The organism is Desulfuromonas thiophila (genome assembly GCF_900101955.1).
GTDB classification, from domain to species: Bacteria; Desulfobacterota; Desulfuromonadia; order Desulfuromonadales; family Desulfuromonadaceae; genus Pseudodesulfuromonas; species Pseudodesulfuromonas thiophila.
In genome coordinates this window covers 20,943-43,833 of record NZ_FNAQ01000002.1, presented here as the reverse complement: position 1 = coordinate 43,833, position 22,891 = coordinate 20,943, and the positions used below count along the sequence as shown (strand labels likewise).

Annotated in this window: 15 protein-coding genes; 3 read left to right on the top strand and 12 right to left on the bottom strand. The window is 63.6% G+C overall.

The window, feature by feature from the left end; translation table 11 throughout:
• Positions 1-3: 3 nt before the first annotated feature.
• The 9 genes from BLR80_RS02430 to glgP form a co-directional block, all read right to left on the bottom strand.
• Positions 4-2,532 (bottom strand): glycogen/starch/alpha-glucan phosphorylase, encoded by a 2,529-nt coding sequence (locus tag BLR80_RS02430; RefSeq protein ID WP_171906281.1) that lies wholly within the window; start codon positions 2,530-2,532, stop codon positions 4-6.
• On the bottom strand, positions 2,513-4,003 hold the full coding sequence (glgA, locus tag BLR80_RS02425) for a glycogen synthase GlgA (protein WP_092075930.1): 1,491 nt from the start codon (positions 4,001-4,003) through the stop codon (positions 2,513-2,515). Before glgA ends, BLR80_RS02430 begins: the two co-directional genes overlap by 20 nt.
• Positions 4,003-6,204, bottom strand: a complete 2,202-nt coding sequence (gene glgB, locus BLR80_RS02420) for a 1,4-alpha-glucan branching protein GlgB (RefSeq protein WP_092075928.1) — start codon at positions 6,202-6,204, stop codon at positions 4,003-4,005. The genes glgA and glgB overlap by 1 nt, the downstream gene beginning before the upstream one ends.
• Before the next feature lie 2 nt (positions 6,205-6,206).
• A complete protein-coding gene (gene malQ / locus BLR80_RS02415; protein ID WP_171906280.1) occupies positions 6,207-7,556 on the bottom strand; it encodes a 4-alpha-glucanotransferase in 1,350 nt (449 codons plus the stop codon).
• 184 nt (positions 7,557-7,740) lie between these two features.
• The gene (locus BLR80_RS02410) at positions 7,741-9,468 is read right to left on the bottom strand and encodes a glycoside hydrolase family 57 protein (protein ID WP_092075924.1); all 1,728 of its coding nucleotides are present in this window, start codon (positions 9,466-9,468) and stop codon (positions 7,741-7,743) included.
• A 43-nt stretch (positions 9,469-9,511) separates the two neighbouring features.
• On the bottom strand, positions 9,512-10,768 hold the full coding sequence (gene glgC, locus BLR80_RS02405; protein WP_092075922.1) for a glucose-1-phosphate adenylyltransferase: 1,257 nt from the start codon (positions 10,766-10,768) through the stop codon (positions 9,512-9,514).
• 52 nt (positions 10,769-10,820) lie between these two features.
• A complete protein-coding gene (locus BLR80_RS02400) occupies positions 10,821-11,795 on the bottom strand; it encodes a glucokinase (protein ID WP_092075920.1) in 975 nt (324 codons plus the stop codon).
• 139 nt (positions 11,796-11,934) lie between these two features.
• A complete protein-coding gene (locus BLR80_RS02395; RefSeq protein ID WP_092075918.1) occupies positions 11,935-13,521 on the bottom strand; it encodes a glucose-6-phosphate isomerase in 1,587 nt (528 codons plus the stop codon).
• A gap of 14 nt (positions 13,522-13,535) precedes the next feature.
• Positions 13,536-15,251, bottom strand: a complete 1,716-nt coding sequence (gene glgP, locus BLR80_RS02390; protein ID WP_092076449.1) for an alpha-glucan family phosphorylase — start codon at positions 15,249-15,251, stop codon at positions 13,536-13,538.
• A gap of 376 nt (positions 15,252-15,627) precedes the next feature.
• Between glgP and BLR80_RS02385 the strand changes: the two genes are divergently transcribed.
• From BLR80_RS02385 to BLR80_RS02375, 3 genes are all read left to right on the top strand, one after another.
• Positions 15,628-17,235: an ExeA family protein gene (locus BLR80_RS02385; RefSeq protein WP_092075916.1), complete on the top strand. Its 1,608-nt coding sequence runs from the start codon at positions 15,628-15,630 to the stop codon at positions 17,233-17,235.
• A complete protein-coding gene (locus tag BLR80_RS02380) occupies positions 17,219-17,938 on the top strand; it encodes a general secretion pathway protein GspB (protein ID WP_092075914.1) in 720 nt (239 codons plus the stop codon). The genes BLR80_RS02385 and BLR80_RS02380 overlap by 17 nt, the downstream gene beginning before the upstream one ends.
• Positions 17,939-18,033: 95 nt before the next feature.
• Positions 18,034-19,668 carry an ABC-F family ATP-binding cassette domain-containing protein gene (locus BLR80_RS02375; RefSeq protein ID WP_092075912.1) on the top strand — a complete coding sequence of 545 codons (1,635 nt, stop codon included), beginning with the start codon at positions 18,034-18,036 and terminating at the stop codon, positions 19,666-19,668.
• 56 nt (positions 19,669-19,724) lie between these two features.
• Here the strand turns inward: BLR80_RS02375 and BLR80_RS02370 are convergent, their stop codons facing one another.
• The 3 genes from BLR80_RS02370 to BLR80_RS02360 are packed head-to-tail and all read right to left on the bottom strand — an operon-like array spanning position 19,725 to position 22,653.
• Positions 19,725-20,618 carry an RluA family pseudouridine synthase gene (locus BLR80_RS02370; RefSeq protein WP_092075910.1) on the bottom strand — a complete coding sequence of 298 codons (894 nt, stop codon included), beginning with the start codon at positions 20,616-20,618 and terminating at the stop codon, positions 19,725-19,727.
• Positions 20,619-20,648: 30 nt separating this feature from the next.
• Positions 20,649-20,849 carry a DUF2905 domain-containing protein gene (locus BLR80_RS02365; protein WP_092075908.1) on the bottom strand — a complete coding sequence of 67 codons (201 nt, stop codon included), beginning with the start codon at positions 20,847-20,849 and terminating at the stop codon, positions 20,649-20,651.
• A gap of 13 nt (positions 20,850-20,862) precedes the next feature.
• The gene (locus BLR80_RS02360) at positions 20,863-22,653 is read right to left on the bottom strand and encodes a chorismate-binding protein (protein WP_092075906.1); all 1,791 of its coding nucleotides are present in this window, start codon (positions 22,651-22,653) and stop codon (positions 20,863-20,865) included.
• Positions 22,654-22,891 lie beyond the last annotated feature (238 nt).

Below are 22,891 nucleotides of genomic sequence, written 5' to 3'. Positions count from 1 at the left end.
TTTTCAGCCCCGCGCCGTCGTCATCAGAGGCGCCACCTGAATCGGCCGCAGATGCCAGATCTCCTCGTTGTACTGGCGCATGGTGCGGTCGGTGGAAAACCGGCCACTGCGGGCGGTATTGATAATGCTCATGCGCATCCAGCCGGGTTGATCAAGATAGGCCTGATCGACCCGCTGCTGGGCCTGCATGTAGCTGCGGAAATCGGCCAGGGTCAGCCAGGGGTCAGCCGGGCTGAGCATGCCGGCGATCAGGTCGTCGAAGATCCCCGGCTCGAACTGGTTGAAGTGGCCGGCTTCCAGCAATTGCAGCACCTGGCGCAGACTGGTGTCAGCCTCGACCAGTGCCTGCGGATTGTAATTGCGCCGGGCGGCCGCGACCTCTTCGGCCCGCAAGCCAAAAAGAAAGAAATTTTCCTCGCCCACCGCTTCGCGGATTTCGACGTTGGCGCCGTCGAGGGTACCGATGGTCAGGGCGCCGTTCATCATGAACTTCATGTTGCCAGTACCCGAGGCCTCCTTACCCGCGGTGGAAATCTGCTCGGACAGATCGGTACCGGGGCAGATCACCTCCATGGCCGACACGTTGTAGTCGGGCAGAAACACCAGTTTGAGGCGATCACCCACATCGGGATCACGATTGATGACGGCCGCCACATTGTGGATCAGCTTGATGATGGTTTTGGCCATGGCGTATCCCGGCGCCGCCTTGCCGCCGATGATGGCGCAACGGTTGGTCCAGGGCTCCGCCGGGCCAAACTTGATCCGGGCATACAGGTGAATCAGATGCAGGACATTGAGCAACTGACGCTTGTACTCGTGAATCCGCTTGACCTGCACATCGAACAGGGCCTCGGTATTCAGGACAATGCCGGTACGCTCGCGCACCAGCGCGGCCAGGCGCTGCTTGTTGTGGCGCCGCACCTGATGCCAACGCTCAAGAAAAACCGGATCGTAGGTCTTTTCCTCCAGCGCCTGCAGCTGGTCGAGATCGGTCAGCCAGCCCTCGCCAATCGTCTCGTTGAGCAGGCCGCGCAAGGCCGGATTGGCCGCCGCCAACCAGCGCCGCGGCGTGACGCCATTGGTCTTGTTGTTGAAGCGCTCGGGCCAGAGCTGGTGAAAGTCGCGAAACAGCCCCTCTTTGAGCAAGCGGGAATGCAGCGCGGCCACGCCGTTAACGGAGTAACTGCCTACCAATGCCAGATGGGCCATGCGCACACGACCGTCCTGGTCCACGATGGACATGCGCCGCAGCCGGTCGCGGTCGGCCGGCCACTTCATCGCCACCTGTGACAAAAAGCGGCCGTTAATCTCGTAAATCACCTCCAGCAAGCGTGGCAGCAACCGCTGCAGCAACGTCACCGGCCAGGTTTCCAGCGCCTCCGGCAGCAGGGTGTGATTGGTATAGGCCAGGGTACGGCTGACAATTGCCCAGGCACTGTCCCAGTCAAATTGCTCCTCGTCGAGCAGAATCCGCATCAGTTCCGGCACCGCCAGACTCGGATGGGTATCGTTGAGCTGAAAGACGTTGAATTCGGCAAAACGGCTGAAATCGCTGCCATGCGCCCGTTTCCAGTGGCGCACCACGTCCTGCAGGCTGGCCGATACCAGAAAATACTGCTGGCGCAGGCGCAGCTCCTTGCCATTCTCACTGGCATCGTTGGGGTAAAGCACCATGGTGATGGCTTCAGCGTCGTTCTTTTCCGCCACCGCCTCAAAGTAGGAACCGGCGTTAAAGTCAGATAGATCGAAATCTTCGGCCGAGGTGGCCGACCACAGCCGCAAGGTGTTGACGGTCTGGTTGCGGAAACCGGCGATGGGGACATCATAGGGCACCGCCAGCACCTCCTCGGCATGTTCCCAGTGCACGATCAGCCGGCCGCTGTGGGGTTCCTTGTACATGCGGGTATAGCCGCCGAAGCGTACCACGCAGGTGTAATCGGCGCGCTGCACCTCCCAGGGGTATTCACCATGACGCAACCAGGGATCGGGGTCTTCCACCTGATAACCGTTCTGGATACGCTGGCGGAACATGCCGTATTTGTAGCGCAGACCATAACCCATCACCGGCAGCTGCAGGGTGGCGCAGCTGTCCATGAAGCAGGCCGCCAGCCGTCCCAGACCGCCATTGCCAAGACCGGCATCGCGCTCGGCCTGTTCCAGCTCTTCCAGAGCGATGCCCAGCGCATGGAGGGCCTGACGCACCGACTCCTCCAGCCCGAGATTGAGCAGATTGTTGATCAATGACCGGCCGATGAGAAATTCCATCGACAGGTAGTAGGCCTTTTTGGTGCCACTGCGGTAATGGGCCAGCCAAGTCTGTTTCCACTGACACATCAAGCGGTCGCGGATACTGAACGACAGCGCCTTGAACTGGTAGTAGTCGGGCGAGGCCAGCTGGCGGCCAAAGGTATTGTAGAGATAGTGCAGAAAACTGGTTTCCAGGCTGGCGCTGTCATTGCCCAGACAGCGCATGGCCTTGGCCAGCACCTCGGCCTCGAAGTTGGCGCAATCCTCATTGTCCGGTGCGTACATCGGCTTCTCCCTGGCGATAAAGCTGCAAATAGCTGCGCGCGCTGCGCTGCCAGCTGAAATCCTGCCCCATGCCGGCTTCCTGCAGCTGACGCCACAGGGCCGGCTGCTGCCACAGCCGCAGGGCCCGCAGAACCGTCTGCAGCAAGGCCGTGGGCGTGGCCTCATGAAAAACAAAACCCGTAGCCGTGCCGGCAGCTAGGCTGGTCGCGTCGGCATCGGTCACCGTATCCCTGAGCCCACCGGTGGCCCGCACCAGCGGCGGCGTGCCATAGGCCAAACTGTAGAGCTGATTGAGACCACAGGGCTCAAAGCGTGACGGCATCAGAAACAGATCAGCCGCCGCCTCAACACGGTGGGCCAGAACCTCATCATAGCCGATATGCAGCAGCACCCGCTCGGGCTGCTGCGCCGCCAGTGTCCGCAAAGCCGCTTCGTAATGAGCCATGCCGCTGCCAAGCAGCACAACCCGCGCCGCCGTCTGCTGCAGAAGCGAGGGCAGCACCTCCAGCAGCAGATCAATGCCCTTCTGCTCCACCAGCCGGCCGATAAAGGCCAGCAACGGCACCGCCGGCCGGGCGGGGTGCGCCGCGCCCAACTGGCGCAGCACCGCCTGTTGATTGGCGGCCTTGCCCGCCGCCAGATCGGCGGTCAGGCTGTAGTTGCGGGCCAGTGCCGGATCGTTGGCCGGGTTCCACACCCGCGTATCAATGCCGTTAAGAATGCCGTGCAGCGCGCCTTCGGCCCGGCGCCGTGCCAGCAGGCCATCAAAACCATAACCCTGCGGCGGCAGACAGATCTCGGCCGCGTAACTGGGGCTGACCGTCGTGACCTGATCGGCAAACTGGATACCGGCCTTGAGAAAAGAAAACTGGCCGTAAAATTCAACCCCCTCGATCTGCCACCAGTGCGGCGGCAGCCCCAGGCCGGTGAACAGGCTGGGGGGGAAATGGCCGCCGTAAGACAGGTTGTGGATGGTGAACAGGGTGCGCGGCCGGCGCGACTCCCGCGTCAGCAGGGCCGGCAGCAGGCCGGTCTGCCAGTCATTGGCCTGCACCAGATCGGGCTGCCAGGACAAGCCGACACGGCCCTGGGCCAGTTCGGCGGCGGCCAGACAGAACAGGCCGAAGCGTTCACCATTATCCCACCAGTCGCTACCATCGGCCGCCTGATAGGGGTTGCCGGGCCGATCGAACAGGCCGGGGATATCGATCAGCCACAGGGGGCTGTCGAGTTCAGCGTGGCGGGCCTGCAGCAGCCGCGCCGACCGCTGACGACCGCAACCGGCGACATCAAAACGCGCCAACTCCTCGACCTGCTGCAATCGCTCCAGCGCCACAGCATAAGCCGGCAACAGCAGGCGCACCTCGACCCCCAGCTGCTGCAGGGCGTTGCTCAACCCGGCACTGACATCGGCCAGACCACCGGTCTTGACAACCGGATAGATCTCGGAGGTGGCAAACAGCAGGCGCATCAGCAGGTCTCCTCAAAACGCAGCACCACAACCGCCAGCGGCGGCAACGTCAGCCGCAGGCTGGCCGGCCAGTGTTGCCAGGGCGTCGGCTCGGCCGTCACCTGGCCGCCCATCCCCAGGTTGCTGCCGCCATAGAAGGCGGCGTCACTGTTGAGCCGTTCGCGGTAAACGCCGCGGCGCGGCGCGCCAAGGCGGTAATCATGGCGCACCACCGGGGTGAAATTGAAAATGCACAGCAGTTGCTGGTCGTGGTCCTGGCGAATGAAGGCCAGCACCGACTGCTCGTAATCATTGCAGTCGAGCCAGCAGAAGCCCTGGTGGTCGAAGTCATGTCGGTACAGAGCGGGTTCGGTGGCGTAAAGCTGATTGAGATCGCGCTGCAGCAGTTGCACACCCCGATGCGCCGGCACATCGCACAGCTGCCAGTCGAGGGCCCGACGGCAGTCCCACTCAGCCCATTGGCCGAATTCGCCACCCATGAACAGCAGCTTCTTGCCCGGATGCAGCATCTGCCAAGCCAGCAGCAGGCGCAGATTGGCGTACTTCTGCCACAGATCGCCGGGCATCTTGTCGAGCAGCGAACGCTTGAGATGCACCACCTCGTCGTGGGACAGCGGCAGGATAAAATTTTCGCTGTAGGCGTAGAGCTGGCTGAAGGTCAGCTGGTTATGGTGATAGCGCCGATGAATCGGATCTTTTTCGAAGTAGCTAAGGGTGTCGTTCATCCAGCCCATATTCCACTTCATTGAGAATCCCAGCCCCCCCATCCAGATGGGGCGCGACACCATTGGCCAGGAGGTCGACTCCTCGGCCATCATCACCACGCCGGGGTACTGGGCATGCACCTCGGTATTGAGCTGTTTGAGAAATTCAATGGCTTCGAGATTCTCGTTGCCACCGTAGCGGTTGGGCAGCCACTGGCCCGGGGCCCGCGAATAGTCGAGATAGAGCATGGAGGCCACGGCATCAACCCGCAGGCCATCAACATGAAACTCGCGCATCCAGTACAGGGCATTGGCCAGCAGAAAATTGCGCACCTCGTTGCGGCCGAAATTGAAGATGTAGGTACCCCAGTCCTGGTGCTCGCCCAGCCGCGGATCTTCGTGTTCGTACAGCGCCGTACCGTCAAAACGGGCCAGGGCGAAACTGTCTTTGGGAAAATGGGCCGGCACCCAGTCGAGAAAGACACCGATATCGTGCTGATGACAATAATCGACAAAGTAACGGAAGTCATCGGGATCGCCATAGCGCCGTGTCGGCGCGTAGTAGGCCGAGGTCTGGTAGCCCCAGGATTCATCCAGCGGATGCTCGCTCAGCGGCAACAGATTGATGTGAGTGAATCCCATCCAGCGTACATAGTCCACCAGCCGGCGGGCCAGCTCGCGATAGTTGAGAAAACGGCCATCATCGCTGCGCTGCCAGGAACCCAGATGCACCTCATAAATATTCAACGGCTGGTGTTGCCAGTCGAAGTCAGCGCGGCGGGCCAGCCAGTCGCCATCCTGCCACGGAAAACGGCTACGGTGAACGATGGAAGCGGTGCGCGGCCGCATCTCCATCGAACGGGCATAGGGATCGGCCTTCATGAAGCAGTGGCCGCTATGCAGGTTGCGGATCTCGTACTTGTAACGTTCACCATCATCCAGGCCGGGAATGAACAGCTCCCACACGCCAGAACCGCCGCGCGAGCGCATGGGATGGCACAGGCCGTTCCAGCCGTTGAAATTGCCGACCACCGACACCCGCTCGGCCGAGGGCGCCCAGACGGCAAACTGTACACCTTCGACGCCCTCAATGTTGCACCAGCGGGCACCCAGCACGTTGTAGAGTTGCCAGTGACGGCCTTCGCCGAACAGATGCAGGTCGAGATCGCCGATCTGTGGCGCGAAGCTGTACGGGCACAGGCTGCGGCGGTCCTGGCCACAGCCATCCTGCCACAGCAAAGCGTAATGGCGCGGCAGACTGGCACGGTCGGCCCCCGACAGCCAGACAGAAAACAGCGCACTGTCACCGACGCGGCGCAGTTCAGGGCCCTGCTCAAGCCGCACACGCACGGCACCGGGCAACCAGCAACGCAACAACCAGCCGCCCTGTGGATGGGGATGACAACCCAGCAGGGTGAACGGATCGTAGTGGCGGCCCTGTCGCAGACACTGCACATCGTAGCTGGCGGGAGTGAGAAATTCGGCGGGCTGGTCCATGCTCAACGCTCCTTGAGGGCCAGGCGGCCGGTCTGTTCCAGCCAGCGGCGGATGCGGCCAGCCAGAATGCTGTCGAGCTGCTCGGCCCGGAAACGCCAGCGCCAGTTGCCCTCACAGGTGCCGGGCACGTTCATGCGGTGCTGGCCATCGAGCCCCAGCCAGTCCTGTAACGGCACCACCGCCAGATCGGCGGCCGAGACCAGGGCCGCCACGATCAATGGCCAGGGCATGGGGCCGGCTTCCTCTGGCAGCTGCCGCAGCACCTGCTGCTGGCGCTCGGCGGGCAACTCCTCGAACCAGCCCAGACTGGTGTTGTTGTCGTGGGTGCCGGTGTAAACCACGCAGTTGGGCCGCTGCGCACCAATGCGGTGGGGGTTGTCGGGGCTGTCATCGAAACCAAACTGCAACACCGCCAGACCCGCCAGACCGAAATCGTCCCGCAGTTGCATCACCTCCGGGGTAATCAGGCCAAGATCCTCGGCCACAAAGGGCATGGCCGGAAAATCCTGCCGCAAGGCTTCGAGCAGGGCGCGGCCGGGGGTTTCAACCCAGCGGCCCTCCATCGCCGTCGGCGATGCGGCCGGGATCTCCCACAGGGCCTGCAGACCGCGAAAATGATCGATACGCACCAGATCGAACAGCCGCAGGGCTGCCGCCATGCGCTGGCGCCACCAGGCGAAGTCCGTCGCCTGATGCAGTTCCCAGTTGTAATGGGGGTTGCCCCAGCGCTGACCCTCGCGCGAGAAATAATCGGGGGGCACGCCCGCCACCACCGTCGGCTGCAGGTCGGCATCAAGTTTGAACAGCTGCGGCCGGGCCCAGACATCGGCGCTGTCATAGGCCACGGCGATGGGCACATCGCCAAACAGGCAGATACCGCGTGCCCGCGCCTGCTGGCGGATCAGCTGCCAGCGCCGCTGCAGCAGAAACTGCTCCTTTTTGAGCCGGGCCAGGGTGTCCGCCTGAACACGCCGCGCCTGCTGCAGAGCCTCAGGCTCACGGTGCCGCAAGGCTTCGGGCCAGTCGCACCAGGCCCGATCGGCATGCTGCTGCCGCAGGGCAACAAACAGGGCATAATCCTCCAGCCAGAAGGCCTCACGCCGCTCAAAGTCGGCCAATTCGTCGGCATCAGGCGTCGCCTGGGCGGCAGCGGGCGGCAGCAGGGCCGGATTGAGCGCAAAACTGCTGTAGGCCTGATAGGGCGACCGGTCGGCATGGGGCGGCGTCAACGGCAGCATCTGCCACAGAGTCAGACCGGCCTGAGCCATCCAGTCGAGAAAATTCTCGACCTCGTCACCAATCACGCCGTGCGGCAACGAGGTCGGATGCAGCAGTACTCCCGCCTTGCGCATGTTCAGCCTTCCTTCTTGATGGCAGCGCAAAAACGCGCCAACAGCTGCGTTGCGGCAACCGGCGCGTGGCTTCGCCATGGCGCCGTACGACTCGCACCTTACCGTTGGCCGTTTTTGCTTTGGCCATCGAACCTGATGCTTTTTGCAAAAACATCATGCCTGGGACAGCAAAGATTTTCGGATACTACCCGTTGCGTCGCATGGTGCCGGCATTGTCGCTCGGACCGCCACCGCCATGCGACAGGGGATTCTTCAGTTTCTGAGGCGGGATCTTCTCCAGCAGCTGGTACAGCCGGATCAGATGACGGCGAAACAGCTGGTCGAAATCGCGAACGCTGTCCGCCGGGTTATAGTCGCCAAACCACCAGAACCAGTCCGAACCTTCACAGATGGCCAGCTGTTCCGCTGCTTTGGCGCTCTTTTCCTGCGACAGCAGGCCAGATTCCATCACCCGATCGTAACAGGTCTTGGCCTCGGCCAGCAGATCCCAGGCATCGTTTTTGTCCTTGTCGCCGATCCAGGTGGAGAAAGAACCGTACACCCAGCTGCCGGCACGCAGCTGGGACAGCTCCCTGAGGGCCTGTCCGCCACAGGCGGCCAGCGCCTCGCTGAAGGTGACCAGCTCGATGCGGGGATGTTCCGCCAGCCGGCGGTAAAGCGTGGACAGAAAGGCGTAGGCATTATCCGGATAGTATTCCCAGGCATTCTCACCATCAAGAATGACCGTCACCACCTGCTCGCCCGGTTCATCGCGCAGAAACTGGCGGATGTTTTCCAGATGGTGACAAAAATCGTTGACCGCATCTTCAGCACGCCAGCTTTTGTAGTGAAAACCGATCAGATCGGACAGGCCATCGTCGCGGAAAAACAGGGCACAGTGCCGCGGTGGATGGCTCAGCGGCCGGTACAGCAGCTTTTTATGTTCCAGATCCTGGGGGCTGATCCGCGACAGCTCGCAGGAGGCACGCCAGACCCCCTCACCCGAGGCCGTCCAGTCAAAACCGAACTCGTCCAGCAAGCCCAGAGCGGCGCTGCTGACCCCGCCTTCCGACAGCCAGACGCCCTTGGGCCGATGACCGAAGTGCTGTTCGAACACCTCCAGGCCCCGCTCGACATGCCAGCGGGCGCGCGCCTCACCACCGGGATAGGCCGGTGACTGGGGCGGCGGTGCCGCCGGTTGCGACGGCTGCATCGCGGCAAAATCGAGCAGCAACGGCACGATGGGATGACCGTAGGGCGTCAGCGACAGCTCGATCTGGCCGCGCTGCTGCAGGGCGCGATAACGCGGGATGATGCCTTCGAGGGTGTCGGCCATCACCTCGACCAGCAGCTGCTGGTCGACGGCGGTGTAATTGTTCTTGCGCGCCAGCAGGCGGGTAACGCGAAAATCCTTCTGCCGCAGGCTGGCGCCCATCCAGCTCAGATGATACCAGACCAGCAGATCGACAAAGAACTGGCGACTGAGATAACTGACCCGCACCGTGTCGAGTTCACCGGCGCTGTACTGCTCCCGGGCGATATCGACCAGGGTACGAAAGGGCGCGTAACGATCGATCATGGTGGGCGCGTAGGCGCGCTGACAGGCCCGGATGATTTCGGCACGAGCCTCCGGTTCAGCCGGCACCGGTGAAGCGCCGGCCACCAGATTCAGCAGCGGGTCGCGCATGATGGCGCCCTCGGCGAGAAAGGCCCGCATCTGCCCGGCATAATCGCTGATCTGTTCCAGCAGCACCGGCGCAAAATTGACCACCACCCGCGCCTGGGGACAGGCCTCCAGATGGGCGGCCATGTCGGCGTAGTCCTTGATGGCGTGCAGATAGACCCAGGGCAGACGGTAGATATCGTCGAGCCCGTCGCGATAATGGGGCTGATGCATGTGCCAGCACAGGGCCAGCTTGATTTTCTTTTCCATAAAGAAGGTGGCGCGTCCTTTCCCGCCAGCGCTCGCCCAGGGCCTAGCGCACCACGTGCAGATGCTGGCCCAGCATGTCCGGCGTCACCAGAACAATTCCGTTTTCATCGACATAGAAGCGTTTTTTATCCTCGGCGTGATCCTCTCCGATCACCGTATTAGGCGGGATCACACAGGATTTGTCAATCACGGCTTTGGTGATGCGGCAGTGCCGACCGATATCGACATGGGGCAGAATGACGCTGTCCTTGATAAAGGAATAGCTGTGCAGAAAGCAGTCGCTGAACACCACCGAACGCTTGACCCTGGCGCCGGAGAGGATGCAGCCACCGGAAATGAGCGAATCAATGGCCGCACCCCGCCGGCCCTGATCGTCAAAGGCGAATTTGGCCGGGGGCAGTTGGGCCTGATAGGTCCAGATGGGCCAGTCGCGGTTGTAGAGATTAAGCTCCGGCGTGATCGAACACAGATCCATGTTGGCCTTCCAGAAGGACTCAATGGTGCCAACATCGCGCCAGTAGCCGGGCTTGCCGTCCTCATCGACAAAGGGATAGGCCCGCACGTTGCTGTTGGCGATAATCGACGGGATGATGTCCTTGCCAAAATCCTTTGACGAGGCCGGGTCGTCATGGTCCTCGATCAACTTGTCAAACAAAAACTCCGGCGAAAAAATGTAGATACCCATGGAGGCCAGGGCCTTGTCCGGCTTGCCCGGCATGGGTTCGGGATCGGCCGGTTTTTCGGTAAAGCGTACGATACGCAGGTTTTCATCGACGGACATGACCCCGAAACCGGTCGCCTCCAGGCGCGGCACCTCGACGCAGCCGACGGTGACATCGGCACCACTCAGGGCATGGGTTTCGATCATGTCGCGGTAATCCATCGCATAGATATGGTCCCCCCCCAACACCAGCACATACTGGGGTTTGTGTCGCCGGATGATGTCGATGTTCTGGTAGATGGCGTTGGCCGTGCCCTGGTACCAGTCCTTGCCCAGGCGCTGCTGAGCCGGCAGCAGTTCGACGAACTCGCCAACCTCGTAACGCATGAAGCTCCAGGCACGCTGGATGTGACGAATGAGCGAATGCGACTTGTACTGGGTCAGCACACCGATGCGGCGGATGTCGGAATTGACGCAGTTGGACAGGACGAAGTCGATGATGCGGTATTTGCCGCCGAACGGCACCGCCGGCTTGGCGCGCCACTGGGTCAGATCCTTCAGCCGGCTGCCTTCGCCACCAGCCAGCACCAACGCCAGGGTATTGTGGGTCAACTTGGTGATTTTGGGATAGTTCTTCATCGTCTCCTCACAGGGCAAAAAACCGGGACTGCCTCCCGTTCAGGGGCTTCGTTCAGGGGCGCTCCACCAGGCCGGCGCTGCGGCGCGCCTGCAGCAGGGCGCCCTTCAAGCCGATCAGTTCGTCGGTCACCAGATAAACCGGCATCTGTTCAACCACCTCACGCATGCGATCCTTGGCCAGAAAATACTCGGTGAAGGCCGATCCGCGCATCCAGCGGGCAATGCGGCCACCAATGCCGCCGGCAATATAGATTCCGGCGCGGGCCGGCCACAACAGCGCCGCATCGCCGACAAACTGCCCATAGATATTGACAAAACTGGTCAGGGCGGCCACGGCGGCAGCTTCACCGCGTTCGGCGGCGGCATGAACCTCGGCGGCCCGTAAAACCGGCGCCTCCGATCGGCCCATCCGCCGCAGATGGTACAGATAAAGCGTTTCCAGACCGCTGCCGGACAACAGATCTTCGTAACTGACATGGCGCCAGCGCTCATGCAGCCAGTGCAGCAAACGCTCCTGCTCTTCGTCCAGCGGTGCAAAGGCCATGTGACCACCCTCGGACGACTGGGGGTAGAACCGCCCGCCGCGCTGATAGACCGGAGCCACGCCCAGGCCGGTCCCGGCCCCCACCACCAGCCGGTTGCCAGCGGGATCGAAACGGCCTTCATGCAGGCAGATCAGCGCGTCGGCCGCAAGTTCGTCGATTCCCAGGGCGGCGGCCTGAAAATCGTTGATCAGCGTCACGGTAGCCAGCGGCAGGCGCGCCTTGAGCAGGCAGACGCGAATATGCCAGGGCAGGTTGGTCAGTGTCACCTCGGCGTCGTTGACCGGTCCAGGCAAGCCAAAACAGGCCACGTCCACCCGTTCGATGCTACAGTCACGCAGCAATTGCGCCAGCAGATCGGAAAAGGAGGCGAAGTCGGCGCTGCGGTAACTGTGGACCGCCGATCGTTCGGTTTGTCGTTCACCCACGGCAAGCCATTGAAAACGGGCACTGGTTCCGCCGACATCTCCCGCAAGTAACAGCATGGCGCTCCCGAGTAAGGGGTTGATGAGACGAAGAACCGGGCGGCGATAAACTCGTCAGAGCGACCGGCGCACAAACAGGCCTTCACCTGAGCTGAAGATGAAAGCCTGTCCTTTGATCCTGACAAGAAAACCGGCGTTGTCAAGCCGGCGGCCGCAGCCCCAACAAACGACCATAGGCCTGCAGAGCCTCGTCCTCAGCGGTTCCCGCCAGCAGCTGCCCCGTCAGTACCTTGCCCAGCTGAACCCCTTCCTGATCGAAGGAGTTGATGTTCCATACAAACCCCTGGAACATGATCTTGTTCTCGAAATGGGCCAGCAATGCTCCCAGAGCCTCGGCGGTCAGGCGCGCACCGCGAATCAGGCTGGCCGGTCGCTGACCGGCAAAATGCCGGTTGGCATTTTCGTCGGCCCGGCCCTTGGCAAAGGCCACCAGCTGGGCCGCCAGATTGGCATTGAGCTTGTCCTGACTGGTCGAACCCTGCACCAGCAGATCGCGCTGCCCCTGCGCCTGTTCGAACCCGATAAACTGCAGCGGCACCACATCGGTGCCCTGATGCAGCAGCTGATAAAAGGAATGCTGACCGTTGGTGCCGGGCTCACCGAAAATGATCGGGCCACTGGCGTAGGGCAACGGCTCGCCCCGCCGGTTGACCGACTTGCCATTGGATTCCATGTCCAGCTGTTGCAGATGAGCCGGGAAGCGGCTTAAGGCCTGACTGTAGGGCAGCACGGCGCTGCACGGATAACCCAGCACATTGCGCAGATAAACTCCCAGCAGGGCATCAAGCAGGCTGGCGTTGTGGCGGATGTCCGGCTGCAGGGCCAGGGCGTCCTGGGCATGGGCGCCGGCGAGCAGGGCCTGGAAGATGGCGGGACCGAAGGCCAGGCTGAGCACCACCGCCCCGACGGCACTGGTGGACGAGAAACGGCCGCCGACAAAATCATCCATGTAAAAGCTGTCGCGGTAAGCGCTGTTGCCCGCCAGCGGACTGGTCTCGCTGGTCACCGCCACCAGATGGGCACGGTCGTCAAGCCCCTGGTGACGCAGGGCGACGCGCACCAGGGTTTCGTTGGTAAGCGTCTCCTGCGTGGTACCGGATTTGGACACCAGCACAAACAGCGTCCGGGCCAGATCGAGGCGGGCCAGCACCTGGTCAGCGTCATCAGGATCGACATTGGACAAAAACTCGGCCGTCATCAGCTGACACCCCTGGCGACGGGCCTCCTGCTGCAGGGCCAGATAGAGCGCCCGCGGCCCCAGATCCGAGCCACCAATGCCGATCTGGCACACCTGGGTAAAGGCCGCGCCACTGCTGCCGCGCAGCGCGCCACGATGCACCTGTTCAGCAAAGGCGAAGATGCGCTGATGCTGCTCGCGATAAAAGGCTCCCAGGTCGCGGCCGTCGTGCATCACCGCCGGGCCAAGTTGACCACGGGTGAGATGATGCAGCACCCGGCGGTTTTCACCAACGTTCATGCGCTCACCGGCCAGCAGACGCTGGTACTGGCCAACCAGGTCGAATTCGTCACTAAGACCCTGCAACAGGTCGAGATGGCGCTCCTCCACCGGCATGGCGGCGTAGTTGTAATGCAGCCCGGCCGCCATCGGCACCTCGGCCGCGCTCACCCGCGCCGCCGTCAGCAGACGGCGCAGATCGGTAAACGGCAGGGACAGCAGGTCGGCGTAATGGCGGCTTTCATTCAGGTTGGGACAGGACTGCGGCATGGCTTCTCCCGGCGTCAGCGTTGCAGATAGGCTTCCGTCACATAACGGCGCATCATCACATGGGTATTGAAGTAGTAGGCGTTCTTGCCGATGGCGTTCTTCATCACCTTGACCCAGTCACTGGGGTGGTCGTAATACAGCGGCAGAATCACCCGTTCGAGCTTGTCGTACAGATCGGTGGCATCGGCCGCACGGCTGTTCTCGTCAGCATGCAGCTCCGTCGGCGCCGCGCCGATGGACCAGCCGGTCACCCCCTCGATATGGCCTTCGATCCACCAGCCGTCAAGGACACTGAAGTTGGGCACCCCGTTCAGGGCCGCCTTCATGCCGCTGGTGCCGGACGCCTCCAGCGGCCGCGTCGGCGTGTTGAGCCACAGATCAACCCCCGGCAGCAGCCGGTACGCCACGTCGATGTTGTAATTGGGCAGATAGATTACCGTGATCTTGCCCTGCAGCCGATGCATGAAATCGTGAATGCGCTGGATCAGTGCCTTGCCGTTCTCATCGTGCGGATGGGATTTGCCGGCAAAGATCAGCTGCAAGCGCCCTTCACCCAGTCGCAACAACCGTTCGATATCCTCGAAAATCAGATCATTGCGCTTGTAACTGGCCACCCGGCGGGCAAAACCGATGGTGAGAATATCGAGGTAGATCTTCTGGCCGGTCACCTCCTGGATATACTGCGCCAGATAAGCCTTGGCGCCCTGGTGGGCCTCCCAGATCTGTTCATCGGGGATGGTATCGACCCGCACCAGCAGTTCCGGCTGCAGAGCCCAGCCCTGGATGTAGCGGTTGAACAGCGCCACCATGTAGGGCGAGGCCCAGGTCAGCGGATGAATACCGTTGGTGATGGCGTGAATCTCGTAGCCGGGGAACATGGCTCGGGAAACCTGGCCATGCTTTTTGGCGACCCCGTTGACAAACCGGCTCATTTTCAGCGCCAGACTGGTCATGTTGAGTTCGTCATGGCCGCCCAGTTCGCGCAGTTGCGCCAACGGGATCAGATCCTCACCCAGCACGCGCTGCACCAGCGGATAGGGAAAACGATCGTGACCGGCCGGCACCGGCGTGTGGGTGGTGAAGATGCAGCGCCGCACCACGGCATTACGGTCAAAGGCCAGGGTTTCGGTCCAGGTGGCTGCCGACAGGTTGCGGGTCTGGTTGAGCAGTTCGACGGTCAGCAGGGCGGCATGGCCTTCGTTCATGTGATACTGAAAAATATGAAATCCCAGCGCTGCCAGAATCCGGGCGCCGCCGATGCCCAGCACAATCTCCTGCTTCAGCCGATAGGTTTGATCACCACCGTAGAGAAAATCGGTGATGGCGCGATCCTCCGGCCGGTTCTCGGCCACATCCGTATCCAGAAACAGCACCGGCACCACCCCGCCGGACGGACTTTTCACGCGGTAGAGCCAGGCTTGCACCACCACCGCATGGCCCTCGACGGGGACCGTCACCCGCACTGGCAGCTGCTCCATAAAGGTGGCGATCTCCCAGTTGACCGGCTGTTCGTGTTGACGGCCCTGACTGTCGATGGTCTGTTCGAAATAGCCCTTGCGACTGGCCAGGGTGACCGCCACCAACGGCACCTGCAGATCGGCGGCGCTCTTGATCGTATCCCCGGCCAGAATTCCCAGACCGCCGCTGTAGGTGGGGATATCCTGCGACAGACCGATTTCCATCGAAAAATAGGCAATCCGCGAGGCTTCGGTAAAGCGACTCCACTCCATAAGACCAGTCCCCTTGAAAGATTGATACCGGATGGCAGCGCAAAAACGCCCCAACGGCTGCGTTGCCGCAACGGTCACACCGCTTCGCCGTACACAGGCAACAGCGCTCCGCTGGTGGGTGTCGACGCCAGCAGCAGGATTCCGTTCCGGCGCTGTCAGGCGCCGTGCCGCAAAACAGGCCCCGTCTATTGAATGACTATAACGCAGCCCGGCGGTTTTACCAGCGGCCATTTGCGCCGACTGGCCGCTGGCGGCGAACGGCCATTCGAACAGGTCTTTGTTCCCATCGGTGATCATGCTATGCTCAGGCGCGTTTTCGGCCGCGAAGATTGCGCCGCGCGCCTGCCGTTCCCGACTGCCCTGCTGGATGACCGCCATGTACAAGGCCTATTTCGCCCTGAACGACACGCCCTTCTCCATCGTTCCCGACCCGCATTATCTGTACATGAGTCCACGCCACCGCGAAGCCCTGGCCCATCTGCTCTACGGCATCGAGGGCGACGGCGGCTTTGTGCTGCTGACCGGCGAGGTCGGCACCGGCAAGACCACGGTATGCCGCTGCCTGCTGGAGCAGCTGCCCGACCAGACCGACGTGGCCTTCATCCTCAACCCGCGCCTGACCGCCAGCGAACTGCTGGCCAGTCTGTGTGACGAACTGGGCATCGCCCTGCCGGCCGGCACCGGCAGCATCAAGGTACTGGTCGATGCCATCAACGCCTTTCTGCTGGCCAATCACGGCCGCGGCCGCCGCACGGTGCTGATCATCGACGAAGCGCAGAATCTCGATTTCGCCGTCCTGGAACAGATTCGCCTGCTGACCAATCTGGAGACCCACAAGCAGAAACTGCTGCAGATCCTGCTGCTGGGCCAGCCGGAACTGCGCCGCCTGCTCGATCAGGCCGAACTGCGCCAGCTCAAACAGCGCATCACCGCCCGTTACCACCTGGAGCCCCTGTCAGCCGCCGAGGTCGCCGCCTACGTCCGCCACCGGCTGCAGGTGGCCGGCTGCGACCGGCCGCTGTTTACCGCGGGAGCCCTGCGCCTGCTGCATCGGCTGAGCCAGGGGATACCGCGCCTGATCAACGTGCTGTGCGACCGCGCCCTGCTGGCGGCCTACGTCGCCGGCCAACCGCGCGTCAACCGCCGACTGTTGCGCCGCAGCGCCCGCGAGCTGTTCGGCCAGCCCGATGGCCTGCCAGCGCGCCACTATCTGCTGCGCGCTGGCATGGTCCTGCTGCTGGCGGGCAGCGCTCTCGGCGCCGGGCTCTGGTTGGCCGCCTCCGGAACCCCGCCAACGCCGCCGGCTCCCGCCAGCGCAGCCGGCAGCCCCTCCCCGCCGGCCATGCCGATCAGTCTGCCCTGGCAGCAACTGCCGGCCAGCAGTCACAATGATGAGCACAGCCGCCTTCAGCTGCAACTGTTGTGGCAGCAGCAGCTGCCCACAGGCAGCCCGGTCGCGTTGCGCTGGCTGCGGCTGCAGGGCAGTCTCGGCCGACTGGAACAGCTGGATCTGCCCGCCATCCTGACCCTCAAGAACGATAGCGGCCAGGCGGTCTATGCCCTGCTGCGCCAGCTGCAGCGCACCCCCGCCGGCGACGGCAGTGCCCTGCTGCAGATCGGCGAGGAGCTCTTCCAGCTGCCGCTGCACCAGCTGGTACGCTGCTGGCTGGGCGAATACCAGCTGCTCTGGCCAGCGCCGGCCAGTTACCGCGAAGCCATCACACCGGGCCAGGATGACGCCCTGGTCGCCCTGGTGGCCCGTGCCCTAGCCCGCTATTTCAACGAACCCCTGCCCCTGGAACCGTCCACCCATCTTGGCGGCAGCCTGCTTGAAACCCTCAAACGTTTTCAACGCCAGCAAGGCCTCAAGGACGATGGCATTATCGGACCACTGACCCTGATCCGCCTGACCCGCGACGCCCTGCCCCAGCGGCCCCGCCTGCTGGTTTCACCAACGGACAGCGCCCATGTCGATCATTCTTGATGCCCTGAAAAAATCCCAGCAGCAACGCCAGCAACAACAGGTCCCCGGCCTGCACAGCCAGCCGGAACCCGTCGCCGCGCCACCGCGCCGGCGGCTGTGGCCGCTGCTGCTGAGCCTGGCCTTGCTGCTCAATGGCGCCGTTGGCCTCTGGTGGCTGTTAAGGGCGGCACCCCCGCAGGGTGCCGCCCTGCAGACAACCAGCCCCTACAACAGCACTTCTGGCGCTGTCCCACCGCCGGCGCCCGTCCCTGTTGTCACAGCGCCAGAAGTCTTGACCCCGCCCGCTCCCACGCCGGCCACCCAGAGGGTCACACCGCCGCCCCTCGCGCTGCCAGCACCAACTGCCACCGCGGCAGAGAGCGGGCCGAACACCAAAACGGATACCAGCAGGCAACCCCAACCAACCCTGCTGCCAGCACCGGCGGCAGGACCTGGGCATGAGAATCAATCGGCCGACCAGCCAGCCGATCTGCCCCTCTACCAGCAGCTGCCGGGCGAACTGCTGGAGCGTCTGCCGACCCTGGACATGAGTGTGCATGTCTACAGCACCGACCCCGCCAGCCGGCTGGTACGCATCAACAATCAGCTGCTCGGCGAAGGCAGCCGGATCGACAGCTGTCAGCTGGAAGAGATCACCCCCCAGGGCGCCGTGCTGCGCCAGGGCGGTACCCGTTTCCTGCTGCCGCGCCGCGGTCAGCGCTGAACCACCCGTCCCATCCATCCGGCCTGCTTTGAACTTGCCCGCGCCGCGGCAATCGTGCTACCAAGGCGCTTTTGCCCGCGCGGGAGTCCCTTGCCATGATCCATCTCAGCTCCATCCGCCGGCAGCACGGCCAGCGCCTGCTGTTCGACAACGCCAGCTGCCAGATTCCGCCCAACAGCCGTACCGGCCTGGTCGGCCCCAACGGTGCCGGCAAATCGACCCTGTTCCGCCTGATCTGCGGCGAGGAAAAACCCGATAGCGGCGAGATCGGCTGCGCCAAGGGCTGTGTGATTGGCTATTTTTCGCAGGATGTCGGCGACATGGCCGGCCGCAGCGCGCTGGCTGAGGTCATGGCCGCCTGTGGCGATGTGGTGGCCCTGGGCGAGGAACTGACCCGCATGGAAAGCCGCATGGCCAGCGGCCTGGAGGATGATGAACTGACCGCTTTGCTGGAACGCTACGGCGAGGCCCAGCACAGCTTTGAACAACGTGGCGGCTACGATCTGGAGGCCCGCGCCCAGGCCGTGCTGACCGGCCTGGGCATCGCGCCGCAGGAACAGCAGCGGCCGGTGGAAAGCTTCAGCGGCGGCTGGAAAATGCGCATCGCCCTGGCCCGCATTCTGACGCAAAACCCCGATGTGCTGCTGCTCGACGAACCGACCAACCACCTCGACATGGAATCGATTCTGTGGCTGGAAAACTGGCTGCGCGACGACTACAAGGGCGCTCTGCTGCTGACCAGCCATGACCGCGAATTCATGAACCGGCTGGTCAACCGCATCATCGAGGTCGGCAACGGCGGCCTGACCACCTACAGCGGCGACTACGATTTCTATCTGCGCGAGCGCGAGATCCGCCGCGAGCAGCTGCAGGCCAGCCACCGCCGCCAGCAGGAGATGCTGGCCAAGGAAGAGGAGTTCATCGCCCGCTTCGCCGCCCGCGCCTCCCACGCCGCCCAGGTACAGTCACGGGTGAAGAAGCTGGAGAAGATCGAACGCATCGTGCTGCCGCCGGAACAGAAGCGGCTGCGTTTCGCTTTTGCCGAGGCGCCGCGCAGCGGCGATGACGTGCTGGCCTTCACGGCTCTGGCCAAGGCCTGGCCACAGCCGGAAGGAACTGAAAAGACGGTATTCAGCGGCGTTTCCGGCCTGGTCCGGCGCGGCGACAAGGTGGCCGTGGTCGGCGTCAACGGCGCCGGCAAATCGACCCTGCTGAAGGTGCTGGCCGGGCAGACAGCGCCCTCGGCCGGCAGCTGCAGCCAGGGAGCCAACGTGCTGTGCGGCTACTTCAGCCAGCACAGTATGGAACTGCTCGATGCCAGCCGCACGGTGTTCGAAACGGTGCAGGCTGCCCTGCCCCAGCTCAGCGTCGGTGTGCTGCGCAATCTCTGCGCCGCCTTTTTGTTTCAGGGCGACGAGGTCGACAAACGCGTCGACAAACTCTCGGGCGGCGAGAAGGCCCGCCTGGTGCTGGCCACCCTGCTCGGCCAGCCACTCAACCTGCTGATCCTCGACGAACCGACCAACCACCTCGACATCCTCGCCCGCGAGGTTCTGCTCGAAGCCCTGCAGGGCTTCAGCGGCACCCTGCTGCTGGTCAGCCACGATCGCCATGTGCTGCGCCATCTGGCCAACCGCGTGTTCGAAATCGATCACGGCTGCCTGACCGCCTACGAGGGCAACTACGATTACTACCTGGAAAAGACCGGCCGCGATCATCGCCAGCTGTAGCGTGGCGCTGAAAACAGCCGGCGACGGTCAATCGGGGCGGTCGGGACGCTGCCGGCTCAGGGGAGCGGCGCGCCCAGCAAGGTCTCGGCAAAGACCCGCAGCTCGGCCGGCAGGGGGCTGTCAAAAATCAGCGGCGCGCCACTGAACGGATCGACGAAGGCCAACCGGCTGCAATGCAGAAACAGCCGGGGCAGCGCCGGCGGACAGGGGCCGCCATAGCGCGCATCACCGAACAGGGGATGGCCGGCGGCGGCCAGCTGGCGGCGGATCTGGTGCTGGCGACCGGTCTGCAGGTCAATCTGCAGCAAACTGGCCTGCTCACTGCGGCGCAGCGCCTGGAAGCCACAACGTGCCTCCTTGAGCTTGCCCTTTGCCGGCAACAGGCTGGCCAGCTCCCCCGTGGGCGCCGTCCGGCCCTGCACCAGCGCCAGATAGCATTTCTCCACCTGCTGACGCAGAAACAGGCGACCCAATTCACCACAAGCCTTGCGGCCCTTGCCCAGCAGCACCGGGCCGGAGGTGGCACGATCGAGCCGGTGAATGGGCGCCACGGCAAAACGCTCGCCCCGCTGAGTCATCAGCGTCTGTACCCGGCCAACCAGATGATCGGTTTGCTCTGCGCCGCCATGCACGGCCAGACCAGCCGGTTTGTCGACCACCAGCAGTTCGGCACTTTCGTACAGCACAGGCACACCCGCCGCCTCCGCCGCCTGGCGCGGTGCCGCCAACAACTCCGCCAACCGGGCGCTGCCAGCCAGCTGCAGCTGCTGACCGGCCTGCAACAACGCATCAGCGGCCAAAACCTGGCCATCACAGCGCACCCGCCCCTTCTTGAACAGCTGGCGCAGATAGCCGCGACCGGCGGCCGGGACAGCCGCGGCCAGAATCTCCAGCGCGCTCTGGCCCTGCTGGCGCGTGCTGACCACGATGATTTCTGTACAGGTTTCCATATTTTTTCCTCTCGGCGGCAATCCCGCCCGTTACTTGCGAAACAGGTGCAGCAACAACGACAACACCAGACTGACGACGATCATCGTGGTCAGCGGAAACCAGACCTTCAGCCCCGGCCGCTCAAACAGCAGATCGCCCGGCAGTCGGCCCAGCGGCAGTTTGGCCAGCCAGGGCCACAACAGGCCCGCCAGCAGAAACAGCACCCCCAGCAACAGCAAGATTTTCTGCATCGCCTAATTCTCCTTAAAAATCCGGCAGTTCCCGCCTGTCCGGTTGCAGCCGACCGCGCCGGCAACCGCGCAGGGCATTGATCAGCACCAGCGGCGTGTCCGGTCCGATTTCATGGCGCCGGATGATCGCCTCTTCGATACGTCCCTGCTCCAGCCAGTGCTGACGCTGCACGCCCGGCAACAGGCCGGATTGCAACGCCGGTGTCAGCCAGCGACCGGCACGGCGCAGCAAAACATTCGCCGTAGTGGCCTCGGTCAACTCATCACGCTCATTGTACAGCAACACCTCATCGGCCTCCGGCCCCGCCAGCTGGCGCAACCGGTCATAGCGTTGCCGCTGCTCGGTCTTGTGGCGCAGGGTGGCATCGGTCGACTGCACCGGCTCGGCCGCCCAGGCCAACCGCAACGGCCGCGACGCCGCGCGCTGCGGTTCGGCAAGAAACTGGCATTCGATGACACCCTGACTGTCCAGCAGCAGACGCACGCGGTAACGGCCCTGCCGTGGCTGACAAGCCGCCGCCGCCGCCAGTCGTTGCCGCAGCTGCTTCGCCGTGCAGGGGTAGCCATGACAGGCGGCCGAGTGCAGCAGACGCCGCAGATGCCCTTCCAGCAGATGGAAACCGGCGCCGGCGCTCCAGCGCAGGGTCTCTAGCAACCGCACAGCGCTCGGCCGCCGCGGCAGAATGGCGGCCTTGAGCTGGCTTTCACGGTATTCCGCCGCTGCGGCGGAATCCCAGACAATGCCGCCGCCGACACCGTAGCTGGCCGTGCCACTGGCACGGTCGACCAGCGCCGTGCGGATGGCGACACTGAAACAGCCGCGCCGGCCGGGTCGGCAACAGCCAATGGCGCCGGTGTAGATCTGGCGCGGCGCCTGTTCCAGCCGGGCAATATGCCGCAAGGTATTCTCCTTGGGTGCGCCAGTGATGGAGGCGCAGGGAAACAGCGCGGCGAACAGCTCGGCCAGCGAGGCATCGGTGCGCGCCGTCACGCTGCTGGTCATCTGCCACAGGGTCGGATAGGCCTCCAGCGTGAACAGGCGCGGCACCCGCACCGTCCCCGGTCGGGCGATTCGGCCGAGATCGTTGCGCAGCATGTCGACAATCATCAGGTTCTCGGCCCGGTCCTTGACGCTTTCAGCCAGCAGCCGGCGCTGAGCGGCATCGGCGACCGTGTCGGCACCCCGCGCGGCCGTGCCCTTCATCGGCCGGGTCAAAATGCGGCTGCCGGCCCGCTCGAAAAACAGCTCCGGCGAGGCGCTGCAGATGGCAAAACGACCCAGATCAATGTAGGCGGCATAGCCGCCGGGCTGCCCCTGCTGCAACTGGTGAAACAGCGTCCAGGGCGTGGTCGGCAGCAGACAATCGTACGGATAGGTCAGATTAACCTGATAGGTTTCGCCGGCGGCGATCAGCTGGCGAATCCGTGCCACCTGGCGGGCATGGGCCGCGCCATCGAGCTGCGCCAGCCAGCAACCACCCAGATCGGGACCATCGGGCGGCGGCAGCTGCGCCAGCAGCTGCGGCGGCGCGAACAGACCAAACCACAGCAGCGGCAGGGGCCGTGGCTGCCAAGGCTGGGCGCGACTGAAGGCGGCGCCCGCCTCGAAACCGACAAATCCGGCGGCATGCAGACCTTCACCTTCAACGGCCTGCTCCACAGCCTGCAGCGCCGCCACCACCTCGGTCGGCGAATGAGCGACGATCTCCTGTTGCGGCCGGACATAGAACTGCCACAGCCGCCGCCGCGGACAGTGCAGCAACACCTTAGGCCCGGCCGACGCCAGCGACGCACCTAACGCCATGGAAACAGACACCTTGCTCCTCAATCAGGGGAAAATGCACCCAGCGGCAGCGGCGACGCGCTCCGTCAGCCGGGCGAAAACTTCTCGGACGGGACTTTCTCTGGCCAACAACATGACCGTTCATTATAGTATGGCGATCGATTGCCGACGATCTGTTTTTCTCCGGCACGGCTTGCCGCACCGCCCGCTGACCCGCGCCAAGGTTGCGGTCCGCTCCGGCAGGCGGTGCTGTTACGTC

Bases quoted from the DNA above. Each gene is read 5' to 3' on its own strand.
- BLR80_RS02380 (WP_092075914.1), top strand. From the start codon at position 17,219: ATGTCGATCATTCTTGATGCCCTGAAAAAATCCCAGCAGCAACGCCAG.
- BLR80_RS02385 (WP_092075916.1), top strand. From the start codon at position 15,628: ATGTACAAGGCCTATTTCGCCCTGAACGACACGCCCTTCTCCATCGTT.
- BLR80_RS02400 (WP_092075920.1), bottom strand. From the start codon at position 11,795: ATGCTGTTACTTGCGGGAGATGTCGGCGGAACCAGTGCCCGTTTTCAA.
- BLR80_RS02395 (WP_092075918.1), bottom strand. From the start codon at position 13,521: ATGCCGCAGTCCTGTCCCAACCTGAATGAAAGCCGCCATTACGCCGAC.
- BLR80_RS02410 (WP_092075924.1), bottom strand. From the start codon at position 9,468: ATGGAAAAGAAAATCAAGCTGGCCCTGTGCTGGCACATGCATCAGCCC.
- glgB (WP_092075928.1), bottom strand. From the start codon at position 6,204: ATGGACCAGCCCGCCGAATTTCTCACTCCCGCCAGCTACGATGTGCAG.
- BLR80_RS02370 (WP_092075910.1), bottom strand. From the start codon at position 20,618: ATGGAAACCTGTACAGAAATCATCGTGGTCAGCACGCGCCAGCAGGGC.
- glgA (WP_092075930.1), bottom strand. From the start codon at position 4,003: ATGCGCCTGCTGTTTGCCACCTCCGAGATCTATCCGGTTGTCAAGACC.
- glgC (WP_092075922.1), bottom strand. From the start codon at position 10,768: ATGAAGAACTATCCCAAAATCACCAAGTTGACCCACAATACCCTGGCG.
- BLR80_RS02365 (WP_092075908.1), bottom strand. From the start codon at position 20,849: ATGCAGAAAATCTTGCTGTTGCTGGGGGTGCTGTTTCTGCTGGCGGGC.
- BLR80_RS02375 (WP_092075912.1), top strand. From the start codon at position 18,034: ATGATCCATCTCAGCTCCATCCGCCGGCAGCACGGCCAGCGCCTGCTG.
- BLR80_RS02360 (WP_092075906.1), bottom strand. From the start codon at position 22,653: ATGGCGTTAGGTGCGTCGCTGGCGTCGGCCGGGCCTAAGGTGTTGCTG.
- BLR80_RS02430 (WP_171906281.1), bottom strand. From the start codon at position 2,532: ATGTACGCACCGGACAATGAGGATTGCGCCAACTTCGAGGCCGAGGTG.
- glgP (WP_092076449.1), bottom strand. From the start codon at position 15,251: ATGGAGTGGAGTCGCTTTACCGAAGCCTCGCGGATTGCCTATTTTTCG.
- malQ (WP_171906280.1), bottom strand. From the start codon at position 7,556: ATGCGCAAGGCGGGAGTACTGCTGCATCCGACCTCGTTGCCGCACGGC.